At 48.8% G+C, this 20,519-nt stretch carries 21 protein-coding genes; 13 read left to right on the plus strand and 8 right to left on the minus strand.

The window, feature by feature from the left end; all coding sequences use genetic code 11:
* Positions 1-90: 90 nt before the first annotated feature.
* Positions 91-1,401: an aminotransferase class I/II-fold pyridoxal phosphate-dependent enzyme gene (locus tag J6600_RS01795; protein WP_209387871.1), complete on the plus strand. Its 1,311-nt coding sequence runs from the start codon at positions 91-93 to the stop codon at positions 1,399-1,401.
* A gap of 35 nt (positions 1,402-1,436) precedes the next feature.
* Here the strand turns inward: J6600_RS01795 and J6600_RS01800 are convergent, their stop codons facing one another.
* The 6 genes from J6600_RS01800 to J6600_RS01825 form a co-directional block, all read right to left on the minus strand.
* The gene (locus J6600_RS01800) at positions 1,437-2,111 is read right to left on the minus strand and encodes a 4'-phosphopantetheinyl transferase family protein (RefSeq protein ID WP_209387872.1); all 675 of its coding nucleotides are present in this window, start codon (positions 2,109-2,111) and stop codon (positions 1,437-1,439) included.
* 99 nt (positions 2,112-2,210) lie between these two features.
* Positions 2,211-2,822: a YczE/YyaS/YitT family protein gene (locus J6600_RS01805; protein WP_014416881.1), complete on the minus strand. Its 612-nt coding sequence runs from the start codon at positions 2,820-2,822 to the stop codon at positions 2,211-2,213.
* Between the two features lie 117 nt (positions 2,823-2,939).
* A complete protein-coding gene (gene tcyC, locus J6600_RS01810; protein ID WP_209387873.1) occupies positions 2,940-3,683 on the minus strand; it encodes a cystine ABC transporter ATP-binding protein TcyC in 744 nt (247 codons plus the stop codon).
* Positions 3,684-3,695: 12 nt separating this feature from the next.
* On the minus strand, positions 3,696-4,400 hold the full coding sequence (locus tag J6600_RS01815) for an amino acid ABC transporter permease (RefSeq protein WP_003156375.1): 705 nt from the start codon (positions 4,398-4,400) through the stop codon (positions 3,696-3,698).
* Positions 4,387-5,184 carry a cystine ABC transporter substrate-binding lipoprotein TcyA gene (gene tcyA, locus J6600_RS01820; RefSeq protein WP_209387874.1) on the minus strand — a complete coding sequence of 266 codons (798 nt, stop codon included), beginning with the start codon at positions 5,182-5,184 and terminating at the stop codon, positions 4,387-4,389. Before tcyA ends, J6600_RS01815 begins: the two co-directional genes overlap by 14 nt.
* Before the next feature lie 129 nt (positions 5,185-5,313).
* Positions 5,314-6,186: a transcriptional regulator BsdA gene (locus tag J6600_RS01825; protein ID WP_003156371.1), complete on the minus strand. Its 873-nt coding sequence runs from the start codon at positions 6,184-6,186 to the stop codon at positions 5,314-5,316.
* Between the two features lie 91 nt (positions 6,187-6,277).
* On the opposite strand from J6600_RS01825, the gene J6600_RS01830 reads away from it, so the two are divergent.
* Genes J6600_RS01830 through J6600_RS01845 form a run of 4 tightly spaced genes read left to right on the plus strand, consistent with a single transcriptional unit; the run spans position 6,278 to position 9,022 of the window.
* Positions 6,278-6,892 (plus strand): non-oxidative hydroxyarylic acid decarboxylases subunit B, encoded by a 615-nt coding sequence (locus J6600_RS01830; protein ID WP_104843074.1) that lies wholly within the window; start codon positions 6,278-6,280, stop codon positions 6,890-6,892.
* Between the two features lie 2 nt (positions 6,893-6,894).
* Entirely contained in the window at positions 6,895-8,316 is a 1,422-nt protein-coding gene (bsdC, locus tag J6600_RS01835) for a phenolic acid decarboxylase BsdC (protein WP_022552576.1), read from the plus strand.
* A 17-nt stretch (positions 8,317-8,333) separates the two neighbouring features.
* The gene (locus tag J6600_RS01840) at positions 8,334-8,561 is read left to right on the plus strand and encodes a non-oxidative hydroxyarylic acid decarboxylases subunit D (RefSeq protein ID WP_007410250.1); all 228 of its coding nucleotides are present in this window, start codon (positions 8,334-8,336) and stop codon (positions 8,559-8,561) included.
* Positions 8,561-9,022 carry a pyridoxamine 5'-phosphate oxidase family protein gene (locus J6600_RS01845; protein WP_209387875.1) on the plus strand — a complete coding sequence of 154 codons (462 nt, stop codon included), beginning with the start codon at positions 8,561-8,563 and terminating at the stop codon, positions 9,020-9,022. Before J6600_RS01840 ends, J6600_RS01845 begins: the two co-directional genes overlap by 1 nt.
* A 42-nt stretch (positions 9,023-9,064) precedes the next feature.
* On the opposite strand, the gene J6600_RS01850 is transcribed toward J6600_RS01845, so the two are convergent.
* Positions 9,065-10,543: a peptide MFS transporter gene (locus J6600_RS01850; protein ID WP_012116786.1), complete on the minus strand. Its 1,479-nt coding sequence runs from the start codon at positions 10,541-10,543 to the stop codon at positions 9,065-9,067.
* Between the two features lie 278 nt (positions 10,544-10,821).
* On the opposite strand from J6600_RS01850, the gene J6600_RS01855 reads away from it, so the two are divergent.
* Complete coding sequence (locus J6600_RS01855) at positions 10,822-12,567, plus strand: right-handed parallel beta-helix repeat-containing protein (RefSeq protein ID WP_209387876.1); 1,746 nt, start codon at positions 10,822-10,824, stop codon at positions 12,565-12,567.
* A 92-nt stretch (positions 12,568-12,659) separates the two neighbouring features.
* Here J6600_RS01855 and J6600_RS01860 read toward each other — a convergent pair whose 3' ends face one another.
* Positions 12,660-12,881: a YczF family membrane protein gene (locus J6600_RS01860; protein ID WP_014720711.1), complete on the minus strand. Its 222-nt coding sequence runs from the start codon at positions 12,879-12,881 to the stop codon at positions 12,660-12,662.
* 121 nt (positions 12,882-13,002) lie between these two features.
* Between J6600_RS01860 and gerKA the strand changes: the two genes are divergently transcribed.
* The 7 genes from gerKA to J6600_RS01895 all read left to right on the plus strand — a co-directional run bounded on the left by gerKA (position 13,003) and on the right by J6600_RS01895 (position 20,515).
* On the plus strand, positions 13,003-14,643 hold the full coding sequence (gene gerKA, locus J6600_RS01865; RefSeq protein ID WP_022552580.1) for a spore germination protein GerKA: 1,641 nt from the start codon (positions 13,003-13,005) through the stop codon (positions 14,641-14,643).
* Positions 14,630-15,856 carry a Ger(x)C family spore germination protein gene (locus tag J6600_RS01870; protein ID WP_209387877.1) on the plus strand — a complete coding sequence of 409 codons (1,227 nt, stop codon included), beginning with the start codon at positions 14,630-14,632 and terminating at the stop codon, positions 15,854-15,856. Before gerKA ends, J6600_RS01870 begins: the two co-directional genes overlap by 14 nt.
* Before the next feature lie 24 nt (positions 15,857-15,880).
* Positions 15,881-16,999 (plus strand): endospore germination permease GerKB, encoded by a 1,119-nt coding sequence (locus J6600_RS01875; protein WP_014416891.1) that lies wholly within the window; start codon positions 15,881-15,883, stop codon positions 16,997-16,999.
* Between the two features lie 168 nt (positions 17,000-17,167).
* The gene (locus J6600_RS01880) at positions 17,168-18,493 is read left to right on the plus strand and encodes an LLM class flavin-dependent oxidoreductase (protein ID WP_209388313.1); all 1,326 of its coding nucleotides are present in this window, start codon (positions 17,168-17,170) and stop codon (positions 18,491-18,493) included.
* Positions 18,494-18,506: 13 nt separating this feature from the next.
* The gene (locus tag J6600_RS01885; RefSeq protein ID WP_003156352.1) at positions 18,507-18,998 is read left to right on the plus strand and encodes a GNAT family N-acetyltransferase; all 492 of its coding nucleotides are present in this window, start codon (positions 18,507-18,509) and stop codon (positions 18,996-18,998) included.
* Between the two features lie 28 nt (positions 18,999-19,026).
* A complete protein-coding gene (locus tag J6600_RS01890) occupies positions 19,027-19,818 on the plus strand; it encodes an amino acid ABC transporter substrate-binding protein (RefSeq protein ID WP_014416894.1) in 792 nt (263 codons plus the stop codon).
* Positions 19,819-19,840: 22 nt separating this feature from the next.
* Complete coding sequence (locus J6600_RS01895; RefSeq protein ID WP_007410261.1) at positions 19,841-20,515, plus strand: amino acid ABC transporter permease; 675 nt, start codon at positions 19,841-19,843, stop codon at positions 20,513-20,515.
* The last annotated feature ends 4 nt before the right edge of the window (positions 20,516-20,519 follow it).

Below are 20,519 nucleotides of genomic sequence, written 5' to 3' on the forward strand. Positions count from 1 at the left end.
TTGTAACAAAATCTGCCCGTGAGTTTTCTCATTTATCAAAAATTTTATGTTATGATTTGATGGAATATAATTTTGAAGGGATTGTCGTACATGAATGATGCAGCAAAAGAGCTGAACAGAACATTATCTGAAGAAAACCCGCACGTGCTTCATATGCTTTCTGATTTGGGCAGAGAGTTGTTTTATCCGAAAGGGGTGCTGACACAATCGGCGGAAGCGAAAGCCAAGGCCGGAAAGTATAACGCCACGATCGGGATTGCCACCTCACAAGGCGAGTCCATGCACTTTTCCCATATTCAAGAGACACTGTCCGCCTATAACCCCGATGATATCTACGATTATGCTCCGCCGCAGGGAAAAGAGCCGCTCAGACAGGAATGGCTGAAAAAAATGCGTCTCGAAAATCCTTCATTAGCCGGCAAAGACATCAGCACGCCGATCGTGACAAACGCTTTAACACACGGGCTGAGCATTGCCGCCGACTTGTTCGTCAATGAAGGGGATACGCTGCTTCTGCCTGATAAATATTGGGGAAATTACAATTTCATTTTCGGTGTCCGGCGCAAGGCATCCATTGAGACGTACCCGCTTTTTCATCAGGATGGGCGTTTTAATGCGGCGGGGCTGTCCGAGCTGCTGAAAAAGCAGGAAGAAAAGGCGATTGTCGTGCTGAATTTCCCGAATAATCCGACAGGCTATACGCCGGGGGAAGAGGAGGCGTCAGAAATCGTCAGCGTGATTCTGGAGGCGGCGGAGGCCGGCAAAGAGATTGTCGTGCTCGTAGATGATGCGTATTACAATCTGTTTTACGATGAAACGGCCATTCAGGAATCCATCTTCAGCAAACTCGCCCAAGTGCACGACCGGGTGCTTTGCGTGAAAATAGACGGCGCGACGAAGGAAAATTACGCATGGGGCTTCCGCGTCGGTTTTATTACGTACAGCACAAAAAGCGAAAAAGCGCTGCGCGTGCTCGAGGAAAAAACAAAAGGGATTATCAGGGGAACGATTTCAAGCGCCCCGCACCCGTCCCAAACATTCATGCTTCGGGCGATGCAGTCACCGGAATACGAGAAAGAAAAATCGCTGAAATATAACATCATGAAAAAACGGGCTGACAAAGTGAAAGCCGTTCTTGCAGAAAACAAGCATTATGAAGACGTATGGACGCCTTATCCGTTTAACTCGGGTTATTTCATGTGTGTCCGGCTGAAAGACATAAACGCCGGCGAATTGAGAGTGTCGTTGCTTGAAAAGAGAGGAATCGGAACGATATCCATTAATGAAACCGATTTGCGAATCGCATTTTCATGTGTTGAAGAAGAACACATCGCGGATCTGTTCGAAGAAATTTATCAAGAAGCAAAGCAGCTGCAGAAACAGGCGGAAATATCAGGCTGACAAAAAAGGAGGGGGACACCCTCCTTTTTCTATGCTTACAGCAGCTCTTCATACGTTTTCATCTCAATCCCGTCACAAAAATCGGGATGCGCCGCACAAACGGCCAGCTTATACTCCTCGTCCGCCTCATATGTGCGGATGAAACAAGGTTCATGCCCGTCCGGGAGCTCAATGGACACATGGCCGTCGTCTTTAAGGCGGACGCTGAATGAATCAAGCGGCAGGGAAAGCCCTTTTCCGGCCTGCTTGATAAAGCTTTCTTTCATCGACCACAGGTGGTAAAAATAATCGGTCTGCTGATCGGGGTGTTTCGCTTGCAGATCACTGTATTCCGTCGGCGAAAAAAACCGTTTGGCGATATCAATTGTGCCGGGCTTCATTTTTTCAATATCTATGCCGATCGGTTTTGAATCAACGGCGCACACGATCCAGCGCCCGGAGTGGGAAATGTTAAAGTGCATGTCCGGAAGCGCGGGGATGTACGGCTTTCCGTATTCCTGGACGCTGAATGAAATCCCGGCCGGATCAAGTCCGTAAGCCTTCGCCGCAGCGGCGCGGATCAGCATGTCGCCGATCAAGGTGCGGTGAGCATCCTCCTTATGGTAAAAGCGCCGGCATTTTTCCCGCTTTTCGGCGGACACGGCCGCCATCATCCGATCCTCTTCCTCTGCAGAAAGCGGGCGGTCCATATATACTCCGTAAATCTTCATGTCCAGATCCTCCGTCTGAAAATATTGTCAAAACCATCCTATCATATCAGACGAAAGCTGTCCGAAAATAAAAAAAACAAAACCGTTTCGGCTTTGTTTTTAATGAACGGACGTTGCCCGCCCGGAGATCGCGTATGTTAACAGTTTAGAGGACTGCGGCAAAGAAAAACGCAGAATCAGCCCCGTCAAAACAGCCGTAATAATGGTACCGGCGCCGATCGGTCCGCCCATCATCCAGGCTGCGGCAAGAATCGTCAGCTCAATGCCGTTCCGCACCCATTGCACGTTCCAGCCCGTTTTTTCAGATATCAGCATCATCAGAGAGTCCCGGGGGCCCGCGCCGAGCCCTGCTGATACGTAAATACCGACGCCGCAGCCGATCAGCAGCAATCCGATCGAAAAAAACACGGCCGCTAAGGAAAAAGCGTGCGCCTCAGGAAGCAGAAACGAAAAGAAATCAATAAACATTCCCATCAGCACCATATTTAAGATAGCGCCGATTTTCGGGAGCGTCCTCGTGAACAGGCAGGTTAAAGCCACGATGACCGCGCCGACCACGATGGACCATTGTCCGACAGAAAGCCCGAAATGCTGAAAAAGCCCATAATGAAAGGCATCCCAAGGGCTGATGCCGAGAGCTTTTCCTTTAATGGTTAACGATACCCCGAAAGACAAAATCAACAGACCGGCAAAATAAAACGTCCAGCGCATCAAGAATTCCCGCTTCAAAGAGGTCCCTTCTTTCATAAAATTTCATTAATTGTCATTGTAGCATAACCGCCAAAAAAAAGAAGAAGCGAAATCAGTGTTTCGCTTCTTCTCCCGCTCCTACAAAGGATTCAGTATACGATTTAAAAACCGCTGCGTGCGTTCTTCTTTCGGCGCGGAAAAAATGTGGGACGGCGGTCCTTGTTCCACAATGACGCCGCCGTCAATGAAAATGACTTCATCGGCCACTTCCTGCGCGAATTTGATTTCATGGGTGACGACGACCATCGTCCAGCCTTCGTTCGCCAGATCCTTAATCACTTTGAGCACCTCGCCGACCAGCTCCGGATCAAGCGCTGACGTCGGTTCGTCAAACAGCATCAGCTCGGGCTGAATCGCAAGCGCGCGGGCGATGCCGACCCGCTGCTGCTGACCGCCGGAAAGCTGGAACGGATATAAATCCATTTTGTCTTTCAGTCCGACTTTTTCCAGAAGCTCCATCGCTTCTTTTCTGACTTGCTCCTTGTCGCGCTTTTGCACTTGAATGGGTCCTTCCATGACGTTTTCAAGCGCCGTGCGGTGAGGAAACAGATGATACGCCTGAAAGACCATGCCTGATTTGCGGCGGAGGCGAAGAATATCAGCCTGCTTCACTTTTTTGGAGAAATCTATTGAAAAATCGGAGAATGCCAGCTCGCCGCGATTGGGGATCTCAAGCGCGTTCAGACAGCGCAGAAGCGTTGTTTTTCCTGAACCGGACGGCCCCAGAATGGCGATGACTTTCCCTTTTTCTATCTCCATATCTATCTTTTTTAAAATTTCATTCTGTCCGAATGATTTATTTAATCCTTTGACGGAAAGCATATCGAAACCTCCTTATTTGGCCACATAACGGTCGAGACGCCGTTCGATCACGTGCTGTACGATTGACAGCAAGAAGCAGATGATCCAATAAATAAAGGCGGCTTCAATATAGATGACCAAGATTTGATCAAGGTTTTGCGCGCCGATTTCCTGCGCTTTTCTGAACAGCTCCGCGACGAGAATCTGTGACGCGAGAGATGTATCCTTGATCAGGCTGATAAATGTATTTGATAATGGCGGAATGGACACGCGAAATGCCTGCGGCAGGATCACGCGGAACAATGTCTTGCGATAGGTCATGCCGATCGTATAACCGGCTTCCCATTGCCCTTTCGGCACGGATGAAATAGATGCCCGGATGATTTCAGAAGCGTAGGCGCCCACGTTTAATGAAAACGCGATGACTGCGCTTGGGAAAGGGTCCAGCGTAATATTAAATGTCGGGAACAGATAAAAAATGATGAACAATTGAACGAGAAGAGGAGTGCCGCGCACCGCTGATACGTATACGCTGAACACCCATCTCAATGGTTTCATATTTGACATTCTGGCGAGCGCCGTAATCAGCGCGATGATCATTCCGAAAATAAAGGAAAGAATGGTAAGGGGAATCGAGTAATAGATTCCCCCGGAAAGAATCGGCCAGAATGACTGCTGCACCAAATCCCATGGAATGGCTGTTGCAATCACGGGCTCCGGCATGTTACTTAGAAACATCTTCGCCGAACCATTTTTTCGCTATTTTAGAAAGAGTCCCGTCCTCTTTCATTTCTTTTAACGCTTTGTTGACGTGGGTCACAAGTTCGCCGCTTCCTTTTCGGAATGCGAAATACGTCTGCTGCGGCTGGCCTGCTTCAAACGCGATTTTCACGTTTTTATTGCCGGACGTTTTTAAGTAGTTCAGTACGGCAAGCTTATCGTTGTAAGTCAGATCAGCGCGGCCCTGCTGAATGAGCTGAAGGGATTGAGCCATGCCTTCAACGCCTTCAATTTTCGCGCCGGCTTCTTTCGCTAATTTATTGTAATTGCTTGTTAATGACTGAGCCGCTGTTTTTCCTTTGACATCAGCATCTTTCGCAATCGTGCTGTCTTTTTTCGTCACGACGACTGCATTTGACGTTGTGTATTTATCAGAAAAATCATATTGGTTTTCACGGCCTGTTTTGCCGACTTGGTTGGCGACGACGTCAAACCGTTTCGCGTTTAATCCGGCAAACATGCTGTCCCATTGCGTTTCTTTGAAGTCAGCTTTCAGACCGAGGCGTTTCGCGACTTCTTGAATCACTTCAACATCATATCCGGTCAGTTTGTCACTCTTTTTATCATGGAAGGTAAACGGTTCGTACGTTCCTTCTGTGCCGACGGTCAGTACGCCTTTTTTCTTGACAGAAGCCCAAAGATCGCCGTCTTTTGACTTAGATCCGCTGTCCTGTGAGTTTCCGCAGGCTGCAAGCATTGCGATGCTGACCATCATGAACAAAGCGAATAATGCTTTTTTCATCTTCTTTATTCCCCACTTTTCTGAGTAGTTTTATTGAGAAAAAATAGCTCCCAATTGTAAAGGATAACTTTTTTTTAGTATGAGTCAAGTAATTGGTTTTCATAAGCGGGAATTCTTCGTGTTCTGAGATCAAAATAATTCCAAAAACTGTCTGACAGGCTTCGGCAGGTAGCTGTCTTTCCTCCAGATGACGGCCGGTGTCATGACAAACGGGTTGTCTTCGATGATAACCGTTTTGACATGCGAGCGCATATGGACGGGAATCATCGTCAAAGGCAGAATCGTGGCGCCGAACCCTGACGATACGAGGCTCAAAAGCGTCGCGGAGTCATGACATTCACAGACAACCTGAAGGTCGAGACCGTACTGTTCACAAACTTGGAGGACTTGGTCATACACACCTCTTCCATTGACGGTGCGCAAAAGGATCAGAGGCAAAGAGGCGATGTCATTCAGTTTAATCGTTTCACCGCACAGTCGTTTTGAATGCTCGGACAGCACCAATACACACGGAATGTCTTCAAGCTCCTTCGATTCAATGCCGTCGTTTTTAATCAAGGTGGTGGTCACGGCGGCGTCAATCTGCCGGGTTTCCAGAAGCTCAAGCAGTGAGACGGGTTCATCTTCCCAAATGTTAAAGGTGAGATGCGGAAACCGCTCTTTCATCTGTGACACTTTCTCAAGCATGAGCGCTGCGCAGTAAATGGTTGACCCGACGGCAAGTGTCCCGGCCACCTCCTCCTTCAGCTCTTGTACCTCGATAATGGCATCCTCAAACTTATGAAGAATCTCTTTCGCTCTTTTCAAAAAGACATTTCCTTCATATGTAAGGGTCATTTGTTTCTTTTTATTGCGGTCAAACAGAATGACGCCCAATTCTTCTTCGAGCTGTTTCAGCTGTCTGCTTAAAGGCGGCTGTGCCATATGAAGCTTTTTGGCGGCCGTCGTGATTTTCTGCTCTTGGGCAATGGTGATGAAATAACGCAATTGCCGGATATCCATGAGAACGCGCTCCTTTCTTTTATACCTTTAAGGTATGATATATAGATTTAACGAATATTTTTCATATGGATATATCAGGAGTATGATGGTTTTGACACCACATTTCAAGCGTAAAGGAGGGGTCAATATGAAGCTCGTCATCGGAATGACCGGGGCAACGGGAGCCATATTCGGGATCAGGCTTTTAGAATATTTAAAAGCCGCGGAGATCGAAACCCATCTTGTCGTGTCTCCTTGGGCAAATGTCACCATTACACATGAAACCGATTATACGTTAAAAGATGTCGAGAAACTCGCATCCTATACGTATTCTCACAAAGACCAGGCGGCGGCGATTTCAAGCGGTTCGTTTGAAACGGACGGGATGATCATCGCTCCGTGCAGCATGAAATCACTGGCAAGCATCCGCACCGGAATGGCTGACAATCTGCTGACAAGGGCGGCTGACGTCATCCTGAAGGAGCGGAAAAAACTTGTGCTGCTGACTAGAGAAACGCCGCTCAGCCAAATCCATTTAGAAAATATGCTAACGCTTACAAAAATGGGTTCCGTCATTCTTCCGCCGATGCCGGCATTTTATAACAAGCCGGCTGACATGGATGAATTGATAGACCATATTGTGTTCCGGACGCTCGATCAGTTCGGCATCCGTCTGCCGGAAGCGAAACGGTGGTACGGAATTGAAAAACAAAAAGGAGGAATCTGATAATGGCCTATCAGGATTTTAGGGAATTTCTCGCCGCTCTTGAAAAAGAAGGGCAGCTCTTAACAGTCAACGAAGAGGTAAAACCGGAGCCGGATCTGGGTGCCGCTGCGCGTGCAGCCAGCAATCTCGGGGATAAAACCCCTGCGCTTTTGTTTAACAATATTTACGGACATCACCATGCGCAGGTGGCTTTGAATGTCATCGGCTCGTGGCCGAATCACGCGATGATGCTCGGCATGCCGAAAGATACGCCTGTAAAAGAACAATTCTTTGAGTTTGCCAAACGGTACGATGCATTTCCGGTGCCGGTCAAACGGGAAGAAACCGCGCCGTTTCATGAAAATGAAATAATGGAAGATATCAATCTATTCGACATCCTTCCGCTATTCAGAATCAACCAGGGGGACGGCGGCTATTACTTGGATAAAGCGTGTGTCATTTCCCGCGATCTTGAAGATCCGGACAATTTCGGCAAGCAGAATGTCGGCATTTACAGAATGCAGGTAAAGGGAAAAGACCGCCTCGGCATTCAGCCCGTGCCTCAGCATGATATTGCGATTCATCTTCGCCAAGCTGAAGAACGCGGCGTGAATCTTCCCGTTACGATCGCGCTCGGCTGTGAGCCGGTGATTACGACAGCTGCGTCAACTCCGCTGTTATACGATCAATCCGAGTATGAAATGGCCGGCGCAATTCAAGGGGAGCCCTACAGAATCGTCAAATCTAAATTGTCTGATTTAGACATCCCTTGGGGCGCTGAAGTCGTTCTGGAAGGAGAGATCCTTGCGGGAGAACGGGAATACGAAGGACCTTTCGGTGAGTTCACGGGCCATTATTCAGGCGGCCGCAGCATGCCGGTGATCAAAATCAAACGGGTATATCATAGAAACAATCCGATTTTTGAACATTTATACTTAGGCATGCCGTGGACGGAGTGCGATTATATGATCGGCATTAATACGTGCGTGCCGCTTTACCAGCAGCTCAAGGAAGCTTATCCGAACGAAATTGTCGCCGTGAACGCGATGTATACGCACGGGCTGATCGCCATTATTTCCACGAAAACGCGCTACGGCGGCTTTGCCAAGGCGGTCGGCATGCGCGCTCTGACCACGCCGCACGGACTCGGCTACTGCAAAATGGTCATTGTCGTGGATGAGGATGTCGATCCGTTTAACCTCCCGCAAGTCATGTGGGCGCTCTCAACGAAAATGCATCCGAAACACGATGCAGTCATCATTCCTGACCTGTCCGTCCTTCCGCTTGACCCGGGGTCTGATCCGGCAGGGATGACACACAAAATGATTCTTGACGCGACAACGCCTGTCGCGCCGGAAACAAGAGGCCATTATTCTCAGCCGCTTGATTCTCCGCTGACAACGAAAGAATGGGAACAAAAACTGATGGACTTAATGAATCAATAAGAAAGGATGAGGTTGCAATGAAAACATGCCCGCGCTGTGAATCGAAAAAAGGAGAAACCGTCAGCCAATCGCCGGTCAAAGGCGCTTGGGAAATTTACCAATGCCAAACCTGCTTTTTCACATGGAGATCCTGTGAACCGGAAAGCATCACGAATCCGGCGGCATTCAACCCGGCATTTAAAATTGATCCGAAAGAAACGGAGACGGCCGCACATGTTCCCGCTGTTCCGGAAAGAAAAGCGTAATGCTGCCGGAGCAGCTGCCGGAGGCGCTTTACACGCTTTTAGACGGGACGGAGCTTGAAAAAAAGCAGCACGACGCATTTGTGCTCCAATCCGTGACAAAAGAAGGCCGTCCGCACGCGGCCATGATCAGCGCCGGTGAAATCGTGGCCGTGAGCAGAACAAATCTCCGGCTCGCCTTATGGAAAAACACGACGACCGTAAGCAGCCTGCTGCATTCGGGACAAGCGCTTTTCATCGCCTGGCACGGAGGAGCCGCATATTACGTCACATTGGAATGTGAGGCGCTTCCGCCGCTGAAAGAGGCGAAACACGAGCGGGAACGGTTCAGCTGCCGCGTGATCACCGTCAAGGAAGATCGGGCGAAATACGCGGATCTGACATCCGGACCGGCCATCCAGCTCCACGAACCGGAAGATGTCTTGAAGAGATGGAGAGAAACACTTGAGGAGTTAAAACGATAGACGCATAAAAAAAGCCTGCGGACGATTCCGCAGGCTTTTCTTTTATTGTACGCCTTTCATCGCCCGTTTAATGACGGGAGACAGAAGAATCAAAATAATACCGAGAATGATCGAAACAAGACCGATTGAGCCGAAGTAGGCCGCTTCAGAAATCTTATCAAACAAACCGACTACTTTTGCGTTCAGGGCTTGACCGCAGGCGTTTGTTAAAAACCACATGCTCATCGTCTGCGCTGAGAAAGCGGCAGGCGCAAGTTTCGTTGTGACGGATAAACCGACCGGTGAAAGGCAAAGCTCACCAAGCACAACCAAAAGGAAGCTGAGCACAAGCCAAAGCGGGCTCACAAGCTCGCCGCTTCCGCCCATAACCGGAAGCACCATGACTAAAAATGATAATCCGGCAAGGATAATGCCGATTGCGAATTTAATCGGTGTTGAAGGCTGGCGTTTGCCGAGCTTCATCCAGATCCAGGCGAACACCGGCGCGAAAATAACGATGAATAACGGGTTCAGAGACTGGAACCATGAAGACTCAAGATGCATGCCCGCAAAGGAAAGTCTCGTGCGCTGATCCGCATATAAAGCAAGAATCGTCGCGCCCTGCTCCTGAATCGCCCAGAACATTGCCGCTGCAACAAACAGCGGAACATAAGCCGCAAGCCGTGATTTTTCCGTTTTCGTCGCTTTTTTGCTCGTGAACATCACGATAAAGTAAATAACCGGAATGACAATGCCGAGGATACTGACGGTGTCAATCACACGCTGGATCGTCAGCCAGCCGGTTTGGATCAGAACGATGATAACGGCTGCTGCGATGACCACTCCGATTCCCGTGCCGATCACTGATGATTTAGAAATCGGATTCGGTACATTGGAGCCTGCTTTGCCGAGGTATTTCTTTCTCGTTAGAGCGAAAACAATCAGTCCGAGGAACATACCGGCCGCGGCGCATCCGAAGCCTAAGTGGTAGTTGTACTTCTGTCCGAGTGTTCCGACAATTAGCGGCGCAAGCAATCCGCCGAGGTTGATGCCCATGTAAAAGATGCTGAAACCTGAGTCGCGGCGCTCGTCTTCCTTCGTATATAAATCTCCGACAACGCTGGATACGTTTGGTTTAAGCAGGCCGGTTCCGATAATGATCAGAGCCATGCTGGTAAAAAACGCCGCCGTGCTGCCAGGGAAGGCAAGAGCGATGTGCCCGAACATAATTAAAATTCCGCCGTAAAATACGGTGTTTGCCGTGCCGAATACCCGGTCGGCCAGCCATCCGCCGATGACGCTCGACATGTATACGAGAGACCCGTATATGGACATGATGGCAACTGCGGTCGTTTTATCAAAGCCGAGACCGCCATGAGCGACTTCCGTGTATAAATAGTAAAGCAATATGGCTCTCATACCATAGTAGGAGAAACGCTCCCAAAATTCGGTGAAAAACAGTGTGAACAAGCCGCGGGGATGACCGAAAAAGCCTCGTTGCGGCACAGTTTCTGTTATAGAGTCCTTATCAATAGATGCCACCTGAGCCAACCCTTTCTTAAAAAAGTGTATTACAAAAATCATATTCTTATATAATACTTGTGTCAATATAATTTATACTGAATTCAAAAAATTCCAGAATGAAAAGATATTAAAACGTTGAATATAGACGAATTTTCCTAATTCCAATGACTTATTTTGTTATATTATCTGACTAAACTATCTTTATAAACTTTTTTAATAAAATTTAAAGTATGTACAGGCGGAGCGGGATATGGCGGAATAAGATGACAATAAGAGAGGAAGGAGGAGATTATCACTTGCCGAATCGTATATTGGATATAACGGATTGCGGTGTGGCGGCAGACGGAAAAACCGACGTGACGGGCGCCATCAATCAATGCTTGGCCAGGGCCGTCAGCGAAGGCTGTCATACGGTGTTTTTTCCGCCCGGAACGTATAAAATCAACGGCACGCTTGGCGGGGACAGAAGCCAGCCGTTTCGGAACGCCGGGATTAACGTGCCGAGCCATCTCACCATCGTTTTAGATCCGGAATGCACGATTAAAGTGGCGCCGAACAGCTCCTGGGGCTACTCGGCTTTCTATATAGGCAGGCGTGAAAATGTCACCATCACCGGCGGCCGGATCATCGGAGAACGGGATGAACACACGTATACCAATGTCCCTTTGCGGTCGACCCATGAATGGGGGTTTGGAATCTGTATTGAAGGCAGCAGCAATGTGCTGATCGAAAATGTGAAGATTTCCGATTTTACGGGAGACGGCATTATTGTCAGCCCGCTCGGGTTAAAAACAAACAGTGATTACGAAACTTCAGAACAGGTGACCATCCGCCGCTGTGAGATCAGGCAGTCAAGGCGGAACAACATTTCAATCACCGGCTGCAATACCGTTACGGTGGAAGAATGTGTGATTGAAGACGCCGGGCAAGGGAACGGAACGGCTCCGAAATTCGGAATCGATATTGAATCGTACGGAGAAGGCGATATTGATTATGAAGAAGCTCTTCATATTACGGTCCGCAACAACTTCTTTTCCGGAAACGCCGCAAGCTCAGTCACCAACTTTAACGGATATAATGTGTTAATTGAAGGAAATCATTCCGATAACACAATCAGCTACGGGTATGGGGCACATACCGTCATTTCGGGGAATGTCTTCTTTCGGTCAGACGGCGGCTCAAGGACCGCAGTCGCCGGACAAGGTGTGTCACAAGGACAGGACAGCAGCAATGCCGTCATTTCCAACAATCTGATTACCGGTTTTTCCACCGGAATAGATGTAAGGGGAAAAAGCGTCCTCGTCACCCATAACAAAATCAATCAATTTGAAAATACGGGCATTTCCGTCTATCAGGCAGAAGATGTGACCGTTGACGGCAATGTCATTGAAAACGGACGTTCCGAAACGAGACGAAGCACGGGGATGCGGGCGACGCTGTCGGAAAACGCCGTCTTTATGAATAACACTCTGAATCAGGTAACGGACGGAATCAGTATGTCGGCCGGCAATATCACCGTAAAACAAAATGTGCTGAAATCGTTCAGCCGGGGCATATGGGTCACAGGCGGAAATGCCGTTATTGAAGGAAATACGCTCATTCCGAATGCGTATCAGGGCGCCGCGGAGTCCTATGCCGTATCTGTGACAAATGACGCCAGGGCTGTCATCAAGGGAAATCTCTTCAAAAGCTACAAAAACTATCCCATTTTCAGTTCAACATCCTCGGGAACCTCTGTCATCAGCAACCGCTTTGAATCATCACCGCTTATCGTTACCGTGTATCTGAACTCAGGCACGCATGAAGTCATAGACAATACGCTCACGATCAACCGAACGGCGGGCAGCCCGATCGGCATCTATCTGAACGGAGCCTCCAATTCCCTCGTGTCGGGCAATACCATCAACAACCTTTCCGCCGCTTCTGCTTCCGCCATCCAAACCAATTCCTCCGCAAGTACTAAAATCATCGGCAACCGCATTATCAAAGGCGTCATTGTGAAACACACGACAGATACGGAAAGCGGAAATATCGTCATCTGAAAACAATCTGCGCCGGAAACATAAAAAGAACACATGAACTCCGAAAGAAGGAGGGATGTGTTCTTTTTTGACACAATACAGCCGTGCGCCTGTCAGGCATCTTTTTTACCTGATTTATATAAAACGATCATTTCTCTGATTAAAAAAAGGGCGAATAAAAACAGCATCAGCCATTCTGAGAAGGTGGTCAATTTAAAAGCGGACAGGTTGTTTTGGACCGCTCCATAGAAACTGAAACCTTGCAGCATATCCATCGTCACTGAAATGATCAGACAGGCAGCAAGCAAAAAAAATGAAACCCCCAATATTTTCATGCGCATCACTCTCCCTTTTTATCCTTTTCGATTACGCAGAACTTATACAGACTTTCCGCCGTGCATAATCTTTTGCCGTACAGGAAGAATATGAAAAAAACGAGGAAAGGTTTTTTGCGATATGCCGCCATTTTTTAAGCAGAAGAAACAAAAAAAAGCCGATCAAAACGACCGTGACAATGAAGGCAGAAAAGAAGCGGACAGCCAGCCGGACAAAGAGCGGGATGAGCCGATCTCCCTCAGCTTAAAGCAAAATATGAAGAAGCTGTCTGAGAGGTTCGGCAACAGTGCCGATGTCGTCATCCGCCGGCTGAAAATCGGAAAAGAAGAGCTTCCGGCCGCAATTGTGTATATCGCCGGTTTGGTAGACGAACAGCTCGTCAGCCAATCCCTTCTGGAGGATTTAATCGACATCCCGTCCGTTCAGCCGGAACAAGCAGTCTGCCTGATATACGATAAAACGCTTGCGATCGGCGGTGTGAAAGAGGAAGAAAAATGGAAAAGTCTTTATGCCGGGCTGGTGGCGGGCAGCACGCTCATTTTTGTCGACGGGGCTGACAAGGCGCTGATCGCCAGCACGGAAGGGGGAGAGCACCGGTCCATTCAAGAGCCGAGCACCCAGGTCTCTTTCCGCGGCCCGCGGCAGGGATTCACTGAATCTCTGCAAACCAATATTTCCATGATCCGCAGGTATGTAAAAACGCCTGATGTATGGGTTGAAAAAATGGAAATCGGACACGAAACGAATACGGATGTCGCGCTGATGTATATTAACGGAATTTGCGATAAAAAGCTGATTAAGGAAGTCCGCAAGCGGCTGAAGCACATTGACATCGACAGCATTCTGGAATCCGGCTACATTGAACAGCTCATTGAAGACGCGCCGTTTTCTGTGTTCCCCACCGTATATCATACAGAGCGGCCGGACGTTGTGGCGGGGAATCTGCTGGAAGGACGATTTGCGATTATCGTGGACGGAACGCCGTTCGTTCTCCTCGCGCCGGCCTTATTTATTCAATTTTTTCAATCCGTTGAGGATTATTATTCACGATTTGATATCGCCACTAGCATCAGGGTGCTGCGGGTTTTGATCTTCTTCATTTCACTGGTGGCGCCGGGGATTTATGTGGCGGCGACGACCTTTCACCAGGAAATGATTCCGACCCAGCTGCTGATTGTCATCGCGGCCCAGCGGGAGACGGTGCCGTTCCCGGCCGTGATTGAAGCGCTGACGATGGAAGTGGCCTTTGAGATTCTCAGGGAGGCGGGTGTCCGGCTTCCGAGAGTTGTCGGCTCCGCCGTTTCCATCGTCGGAGCGCTTGTCATCGGCCAGGCCGCCGTGCAGGCCGGCATCGTCTCCCCGGCCATGGTTATCGTCGTCGCGCTGACGGCGATTGCCAGCTTTGCGACCCCGGCTTTTGACATGGCGATATCTGCGCGTCTGATCCGGTTTCTCTTTATTCTGTCGGCGGCGGTTATGGGATTTTACGGGCTGATTCTGGGCATTATCATGATGTTTGTCCATCTGTGCGGCCTGCGTTCATTCGGATTTCCGTATATGTCCCCGCTCGCTCCTTTAACCCCGGGCGGACTGAAGGATTCCCTCCTCCGCGCTCCGTTATGGGCGGATGAAAAAAGGCCGGGACTGCTCGTGCAGGAAAACAACAGGCGCCAAGGGGAACATCAAAGACCGAAACCGGAGACATCCAGAGGAATGGTTAATAAAGATGTAGAAGAGGGCGACGGTAATGAAAAGACGTAAATGGATGCTTATCCTTTGTACGATGGTTTCCCTTATGTTTGTATCCGGATGCTGGGATAAAAGGGAGCTGACCGATTTGGCGGTGATCTCCGCCATCGGTATTGACCGGACCGAAACGGGAAAATATGTTCTTCATTTTCAAATTATCAATCCGGGAAATGTGGCCGGCGGTCTGCAGGGCGGCGGAGCGGGAGACCGGCCTCCGGTTTCCGTCTATTCGGTGTCCGGAGACAATATGACGGAAGCTTTGAGAAAAGGCTCGATGAAAGTGTCCAGAAGGCTCTATTTTGCGCATACGAATCTCGTGGTGTTCAGTGAAAAACTGGCGAAAGAGGAAGGGCTCAGTTTTATTCTGGACAATCTTGACCGCGACACCGAATTCAGGACGACTGCAACCGTTGTGATCGCGCATAATTGCAAGGCTGAAGACATTATTAAAGTGCTGACGCCGATTGATAAAATCCCTTCCAATAAAGTGAACAAGACGCTCAGCTTCACGCAGGAACAATACGGCAGAGTCATTAAAACCAGCCTTCAGGACGTTCTGATTGATCTCGCTTCTCCGACCGGGTCGCCGTTTATTCCTGGTTATGAAATGCACGGAGACGATAAAGCCGGTCCTACGATGGAAAATACGCAGACAACTGAACCGAAAGCAGTGCTGTCAGCGGACGGACTGGCGGTGTTCAAAAAGGATGGGAGGCTGGATTACTGGATTGAGGATGACGACAGTGTGGGGGCTGTATGGCTGCTCAATAGGATCAAGCATACGTTCATCAATGCGGATTGGAAGAACGTGAAGCATGCAATCAGTCTGCAGGTCACCCGCCAGAATACAAAGGTGACGGCCACTTTTCCGAACGGAAAACCGTATATTCACGTGCATGCTCAGGTCGAGGGGCTGGTGGACGCTGTCAGATACCCTTTCCATCTGTCTGATCCGCAAGTGCTGATGTCGATGCAAAAGGCGCTCAGCGTGCAGCTTGAGAAAGATATCACCAAATCGATTGAAGATATAAAAGCCCATAAGAATGACTTCGTCGGCTTCGGAGACCTGATCTATCGGAAGCATCCGGACAAATGGAAAAAGTTCAAAGGGAAGTGGGATGAAGAATATTTCCCCAATCTCCCCGTAGATGTCAAAACGGAAGTCATTATCAGAAGAACGGGCTTGCGGAATAATCCTCTCTCAGACAAGCTTGAGCATGATTGATTTGAGGAGAAAGGAGCGAAGCGTATGGAAAATGCGAAAATCGGCACGCGTCAGCTGTTTATTATGATCATTTTGTTTGAATTGGGCAGTTCGTTATTGATCCCGCCGGGAACGATGGCCGGGCGGGATGCGTGGCTGTCCGTGCTTCTCGGGTGCGTTATCGGTCTCGGGCTTTTCTACGTTTATCAGGCGCTGTATCAATTTTTTCCTGAGTCTTCTCCGAGAGATTACATGAACGAACTGATCGGCAGACATCTGAGCTGGGCTGTCTCCCTTCTTTATATTCTCTATTTTGCTTATATCGCGGCCCGCGTATTGCGGGATTTTGGCGAAATGCTTGTCACCTTCGCCTACCAGGACACGCCGCTTTTAATTGTGAATGCCATGCTGATGATCGCCGCGATATTTGCGGTCAGAAAGGGAATTGAAGTGATAGCGAGAGCCGGCGAGCTGCTGTTTGGCATTATGTATTTCCTGACAGCCGTCGGGCTGATCCTCATTATCAGCTCAGGCACGATAAACCTCAGATTTCTCCAGCCCGTTTTAGCGGAGGGTGCAGGAACGGTCATTTATTCCGTGTTTAAACAGACGATGTTCATCCCGTTCGGTGAATTAATCGTGTTTGTCATGATTTTCCCTTATTTAAAAGATCGGAAAAAGGTGAAGAAAACCGGATTTCTGGCGATTATCATCAGCGGGCTGTTTTTGGCGATGTCAGTGGCGATTAATATTTGTGTGCTGGACGTCAACTTAATGCTCCGCTCTCAATTTCCGCTGCTGAGCACCATACAGACAATTAAAGTGGAAGAGTTTTTAGACCGGCTGGATGTCTTTTTCATGCTCGTGCTCGTCATCGGCGGTTTTTTCAAAGTCAGCCTTTTTACATATGCGGTTGTCGTGGGCGTGTCCACGCTGTTTAAAGAAAAAAATCCGTCCCAGCTGGCCTTCCCGGTCGGATTGGGGGTGCTGATTCTCTCCATCAGCATCGCAAGCAATTTTTCGGAACACATGAATGAAGGCTTAAACATTGTGCCGATCTATATTCATCTTCCGTTTCAAGTGCTGTTCCCCGTTTTGCTGCTTATCATTGCCGTTATTAAGAAAAAGGTCAAAGGGACCGTCTATACAGTTTCGAAGAAATAACCCGGCCGGTGCGCCGGGTTTTTTTAAATATCATGATTTTTGTCTTAATGCATTGACAAACTTGCCTGACAATTGTACATTTTGATTTATTCTTATAAAATTACTAGGAAATATAGGTTTAGTGGTGTTAATATTTTCCGAACCGTATTTCAGAATAGAAGGAGATCCATCATGACAAAGAAAAAAGAAATCAAACTCGGTGTGTTTCTCGCGGGCACCGGCCATCATGTCGCTTCTTGGAGACATCCTCAGGCACCGGCGGACGCGAGCATGAATTTGGATTATTTCAAAGAACTGGCGAAAACGGCTGAGCGGGGGAAATTGGACATGCTGTTTTTGGCGGACAGTTTATCAATAGACGGCAAATCACATCCGAATGTGCTGACGCGCTTTGAGCCGTTTACGCTGCTGTCGGCGCTCGCTCAGGTCACATCCCGCATCGGTCTGACGGCGACCGCATCTACTACATACAGCGAACCGTTCCATATCGCGAGACAATTTGCATCGCTTGATCATCTTTCCAACGGCCGCGCGGGCTGGAATGTCGTCACATCTTCGATTGAATCGACCGCGCTTAATTTCAGCGGCGAAAAGCATCTTGAGCACCATCTCAGATATCAGCGCGCGGAAGAATTCGTTGAAGTCGTCAAAGGATTATGGGATTCGTGGGAGGAAGACGCCTTTATCCGTGACAAAGAATCAGGAGCATTTTTCGATAAAGACAAAATGCATGAATTGAACCATAAAGGAACATATTTCTCCGTGAGAGGGCCGTTAAATGTCGCCCGCACACCTCAAGGGCGCCCGGTCATTATTCAGGCCGGATCATCAGGAGACGGAAAAGCGCTGGCCGCCAAAACGGCGGAGGTCATTTTCACCGCGCAAAATCATTTGGAATCCGCGCAGGATTTCTATCAATCTATTAAAGAACAAGCGGCTTCTTTCGGCCGTGATCCTGAAAAAATCGCGATCATGCCGGGAATTTTTCCCGTTATCGCCGATACTGAAGAAGAAGCGCAGGCAAAATATGAAGAGCTCCAAGACCTCATCATTCCGTCTGTCGGCCTGAACATTCTGCAAAACTATCTGGGCGGCGTCGACCTTTCCGCCTGCCCGCTTGACGGCCCGCTGCCTGAATTGGATGCGGATGCGTCGAATGCCGTTAAAAGCCGGTTCAAGCTCGTTCAGGAGATGGCCAAACGCGATAACATGACCATCCGCGAACTTTACAAATATGTGGCGGGTTCAAGAGGCCATCATATCTTTGTCGGAACGCCAGAACAGCTTGCCGATAAGATGGAAGAATGGGTCGGAAAACAAGCTTGTGACGGATTCAACATCATGCCGCCGCTTTTGCCTGAAGGTCTCACTCTTTTCGTAGACAAAGTGATTCCGATTTTACAAGAACGGGGTGTGTTCAGAAAAGAGTATGAAGGAACGACGCTCAGAGAACATTTCGGACTGGAAAAACCGGCAAACCGATATGCCGACTAAAGGAGGGCTCATCATGTCAAGACAATACCGGCTCGCAACGGAGGCAGACGCTGATGAGCTGCTTTCACTGACACTGCGGGCGTATGAACCGATCCGCAAGCTCGGCATCAACTTTGCCGCTGCCACGGCGGATAAGGAGCTCGTTTTGAATAACATACAAAAAAACGCCTGTTACGTTTTGGAAGAAGACGGACGGATTCTGGCGACGATTTCTCTGCGGATGCCGTGGGGGCCGAATCCCGGGCCGTACGGTGTCCCTCATATTTGGTGGTTCGCCGTCGATCCTGAAACCGGAAAAAAAGGGACGGGCTCGGACATGCTGGAGTGGCTGGAGAATACAGTGCTCCGCGATACATTAAAAGCGCCTTTCGTGTCACTGGGCACAGCGGACAAGCATCCGTGGCTGATCGGCATGTACGAGCGGAAAGGCTACGTCCGTGCAGGCGAAAAGGATTTAGGAAAAGGGCACATCACCATTTATTTAAAAAAACAATTGCAGGATTAACATTTTAATAGGAAAAGGCGGGATTTCAATGAAGAAGAAAACATGGGCTTTGCTGCTGTCTGCCGCGCTTTTGGCGGTTTTATCAGCATGCGGAAACGGAAAAGAAAGCGAAGGCGGCGATAACGTACTGCATGTAGGCGCCACGGGACAAAGCTATCCGTTCGCATATAAAGAAAACGGCAAGCTGACCGGCTTTGACGTGGATGTCATGGAAGCCGTCGCGAAAAAAATCAACATGAAACTGGACTGGAAGCTGCTTGAATTCAGCGGTCTGATGGGAGAGCTCCAGACCGGCAAACTCGATACCATCTCTAACCAGGTCGCTGTCACGGACGAACGCAAGAAAACGTATAACTTCACAGAACCGTATTCGTATGCGGGCACTCAAATCGTCGTCAAAAACGATAACAAAGACATCAAATCAGTCAACGATCTAAAAGGAAAAACAGTGGCGGCCGTTCTGGGCTCAAACCACGCGAAAAACCTTGAGAGCAAGGACCCGGATAAAAAAATCAACATTAAAACATATGAAACACAAGAAGGCACGCTGAAAGACGTAGCTTACGGACGGGTTGACGCTTATGTAAACAGCCGCAGCGTCCTGATCGCCCAGATCAAAAAGACCGGTCTGCCTCTGAAATTAGCAGGAGACCCGATTGTCTATGAAAAAGTCGCTTTCCCGTTTGCGAAAGATGCGGCTCACGATAAAATCCGCAAAAAAGTAAACAAAGCCATTGAAGACCTGCGAAAAGACGGCACGCTGAAAAAGCTGTCTGAAAAGTACTTTAACGAAGATATCACAACGGAAGCAAAGCATTAAGAAACGGCGGTGAAAATCGAGAATGAACAGCATTGATTGGGGATTTATGTTTTCAGCTTTTCCCGCGTTAATCGAAGCCTTGCCGATCACATTACTAATGGCCGTCGCGGCCATGGTATTTGCCGTGATCGGCGGCCTTATATTAGCGCTTATCACAAAAAATCGTGTTCCTGTGCTTCACCAGCTGTCAAAGGTGTATATTTCATTTTTCCGGGGCGTGCCGACGCTCGTGCAGCTTTTCTTAATTTATTACGGCCTGCCTCAGCTCTTTCCCGGAATGAGCAAGATGACGGCGTTAACTGCGGCGATTATCGGGTTAAGCCTGAAGAATGCCGCCTACTTGGCTGAAATCTTCCGCGCGGCGCTCAACTCAGTCGATGAGGGGCAGCTTGAAGCCTGTCTGTCTGTCGGAATGACAAAATCCCAGGCGTACAGACGGATCATTTTCCCGCAAGCCGTCAGAAACGCGCTTCCCGCGACGGGAAATACGTTTATCGGCCTGTTAAAAGAAACATCGCTCGCCTTTACATTAGGAGTGATGGAAATGTTCGCCCAAGGAAAAATGTACGCATCAGGCAACCTCAAATATTTTGAGACGTATTTAGCCGTCGCGGTCATGTACTGGATTCTTACGATTATTTACAGTGTGCTGCAGGATCTGCTCGAACGGGCGATCAGCAAGCCTTATCGCACATAGGAGG

Source organism: Bacillus sp. LJBV19, from assembly GCF_017797845.1.
GTDB lineage: Bacteria > Bacillota > Bacilli > Bacillales > Bacillaceae > Bacillus > Bacillus velezensis.

What these genes read in the sequence shown, in the direction of transcription:
- J6600_RS01805 (WP_014416881.1), bottom strand. Translation starts at nt 2,822, where the DNA reads ATGCGCTGGACGTTTTATTTTGCCGGTCTGTTGATTTTGTCTTTCGGG.
- J6600_RS01840 (WP_007410250.1), top strand. Translation starts at nt 8,334, where the DNA reads ATGAAAACATGCCCGCGCTGTGAATCGAAAAAAGGAGAAACCGTCAGC.
- J6600_RS01895 (WP_007410261.1), top strand. Translation starts at nt 19,841, where the DNA reads ATGAACAGCATTGATTGGGGATTTATGTTTTCAGCTTTTCCCGCGTTA.
- gerKA (WP_022552580.1), top strand. Translation starts at nt 13,003, where the DNA reads ATGCCGCCATTTTTTAAGCAGAAGAAACAAAAAAAAGCCGATCAAAAC.
- J6600_RS01800 (WP_209387872.1), bottom strand. Translation starts at nt 2,111, where the DNA reads ATGAAGATTTACGGAGTATATATGGACCGCCCGCTTTCTGCAGAGGAA.
- bsdC (WP_022552576.1), top strand. Translation starts at nt 6,895, where the DNA reads ATGGCCTATCAGGATTTTAGGGAATTTCTCGCCGCTCTTGAAAAAGAA.
- J6600_RS01815 (WP_003156375.1), bottom strand. Translation starts at nt 4,400, where the DNA reads ATGTTTCTAAGTAACATGCCGGAGCCCGTGATTGCAACAGCCATTCCA.
- tcyA (WP_209387874.1), bottom strand. Translation starts at nt 5,184, where the DNA reads ATGAAAAAAGCATTATTCGCTTTGTTCATGATGGTCAGCATCGCAATG.
- tcyC (WP_209387873.1), bottom strand. Translation starts at nt 3,683, where the DNA reads ATGCTTTCCGTCAAAGGATTAAATAAATCATTCGGACAGAATGAAATT.
- J6600_RS01825 (WP_003156371.1), bottom strand. Translation starts at nt 6,186, where the DNA reads ATGGATATCCGGCAATTGCGTTATTTCATCACCATTGCCCAAGAGCAG.
- J6600_RS01845 (WP_209387875.1), top strand. Translation starts at nt 8,561, where the DNA reads ATGCTGCCGGAGCAGCTGCCGGAGGCGCTTTACACGCTTTTAGACGGG.
- J6600_RS01885 (WP_003156352.1), top strand. Translation starts at nt 18,507, where the DNA reads ATGTCAAGACAATACCGGCTCGCAACGGAGGCAGACGCTGATGAGCTG.
- J6600_RS01795 (WP_209387871.1), top strand. Translation starts at nt 91, where the DNA reads ATGAATGATGCAGCAAAAGAGCTGAACAGAACATTATCTGAAGAAAAC.
- J6600_RS01860 (WP_014720711.1), bottom strand. Translation starts at nt 12,881, where the DNA reads ATGAAAATATTGGGGGTTTCATTTTTTTTGCTTGCTGCCTGTCTGATC.
- J6600_RS01870 (WP_209387877.1), top strand. Translation starts at nt 14,630, where the DNA reads ATGAAAAGACGTAAATGGATGCTTATCCTTTGTACGATGGTTTCCCTT.
- J6600_RS01875 (WP_014416891.1), top strand. Translation starts at nt 15,881, where the DNA reads ATGGAAAATGCGAAAATCGGCACGCGTCAGCTGTTTATTATGATCATT.
- J6600_RS01890 (WP_014416894.1), top strand. Translation starts at nt 19,027, where the DNA reads ATGAAGAAGAAAACATGGGCTTTGCTGCTGTCTGCCGCGCTTTTGGCG.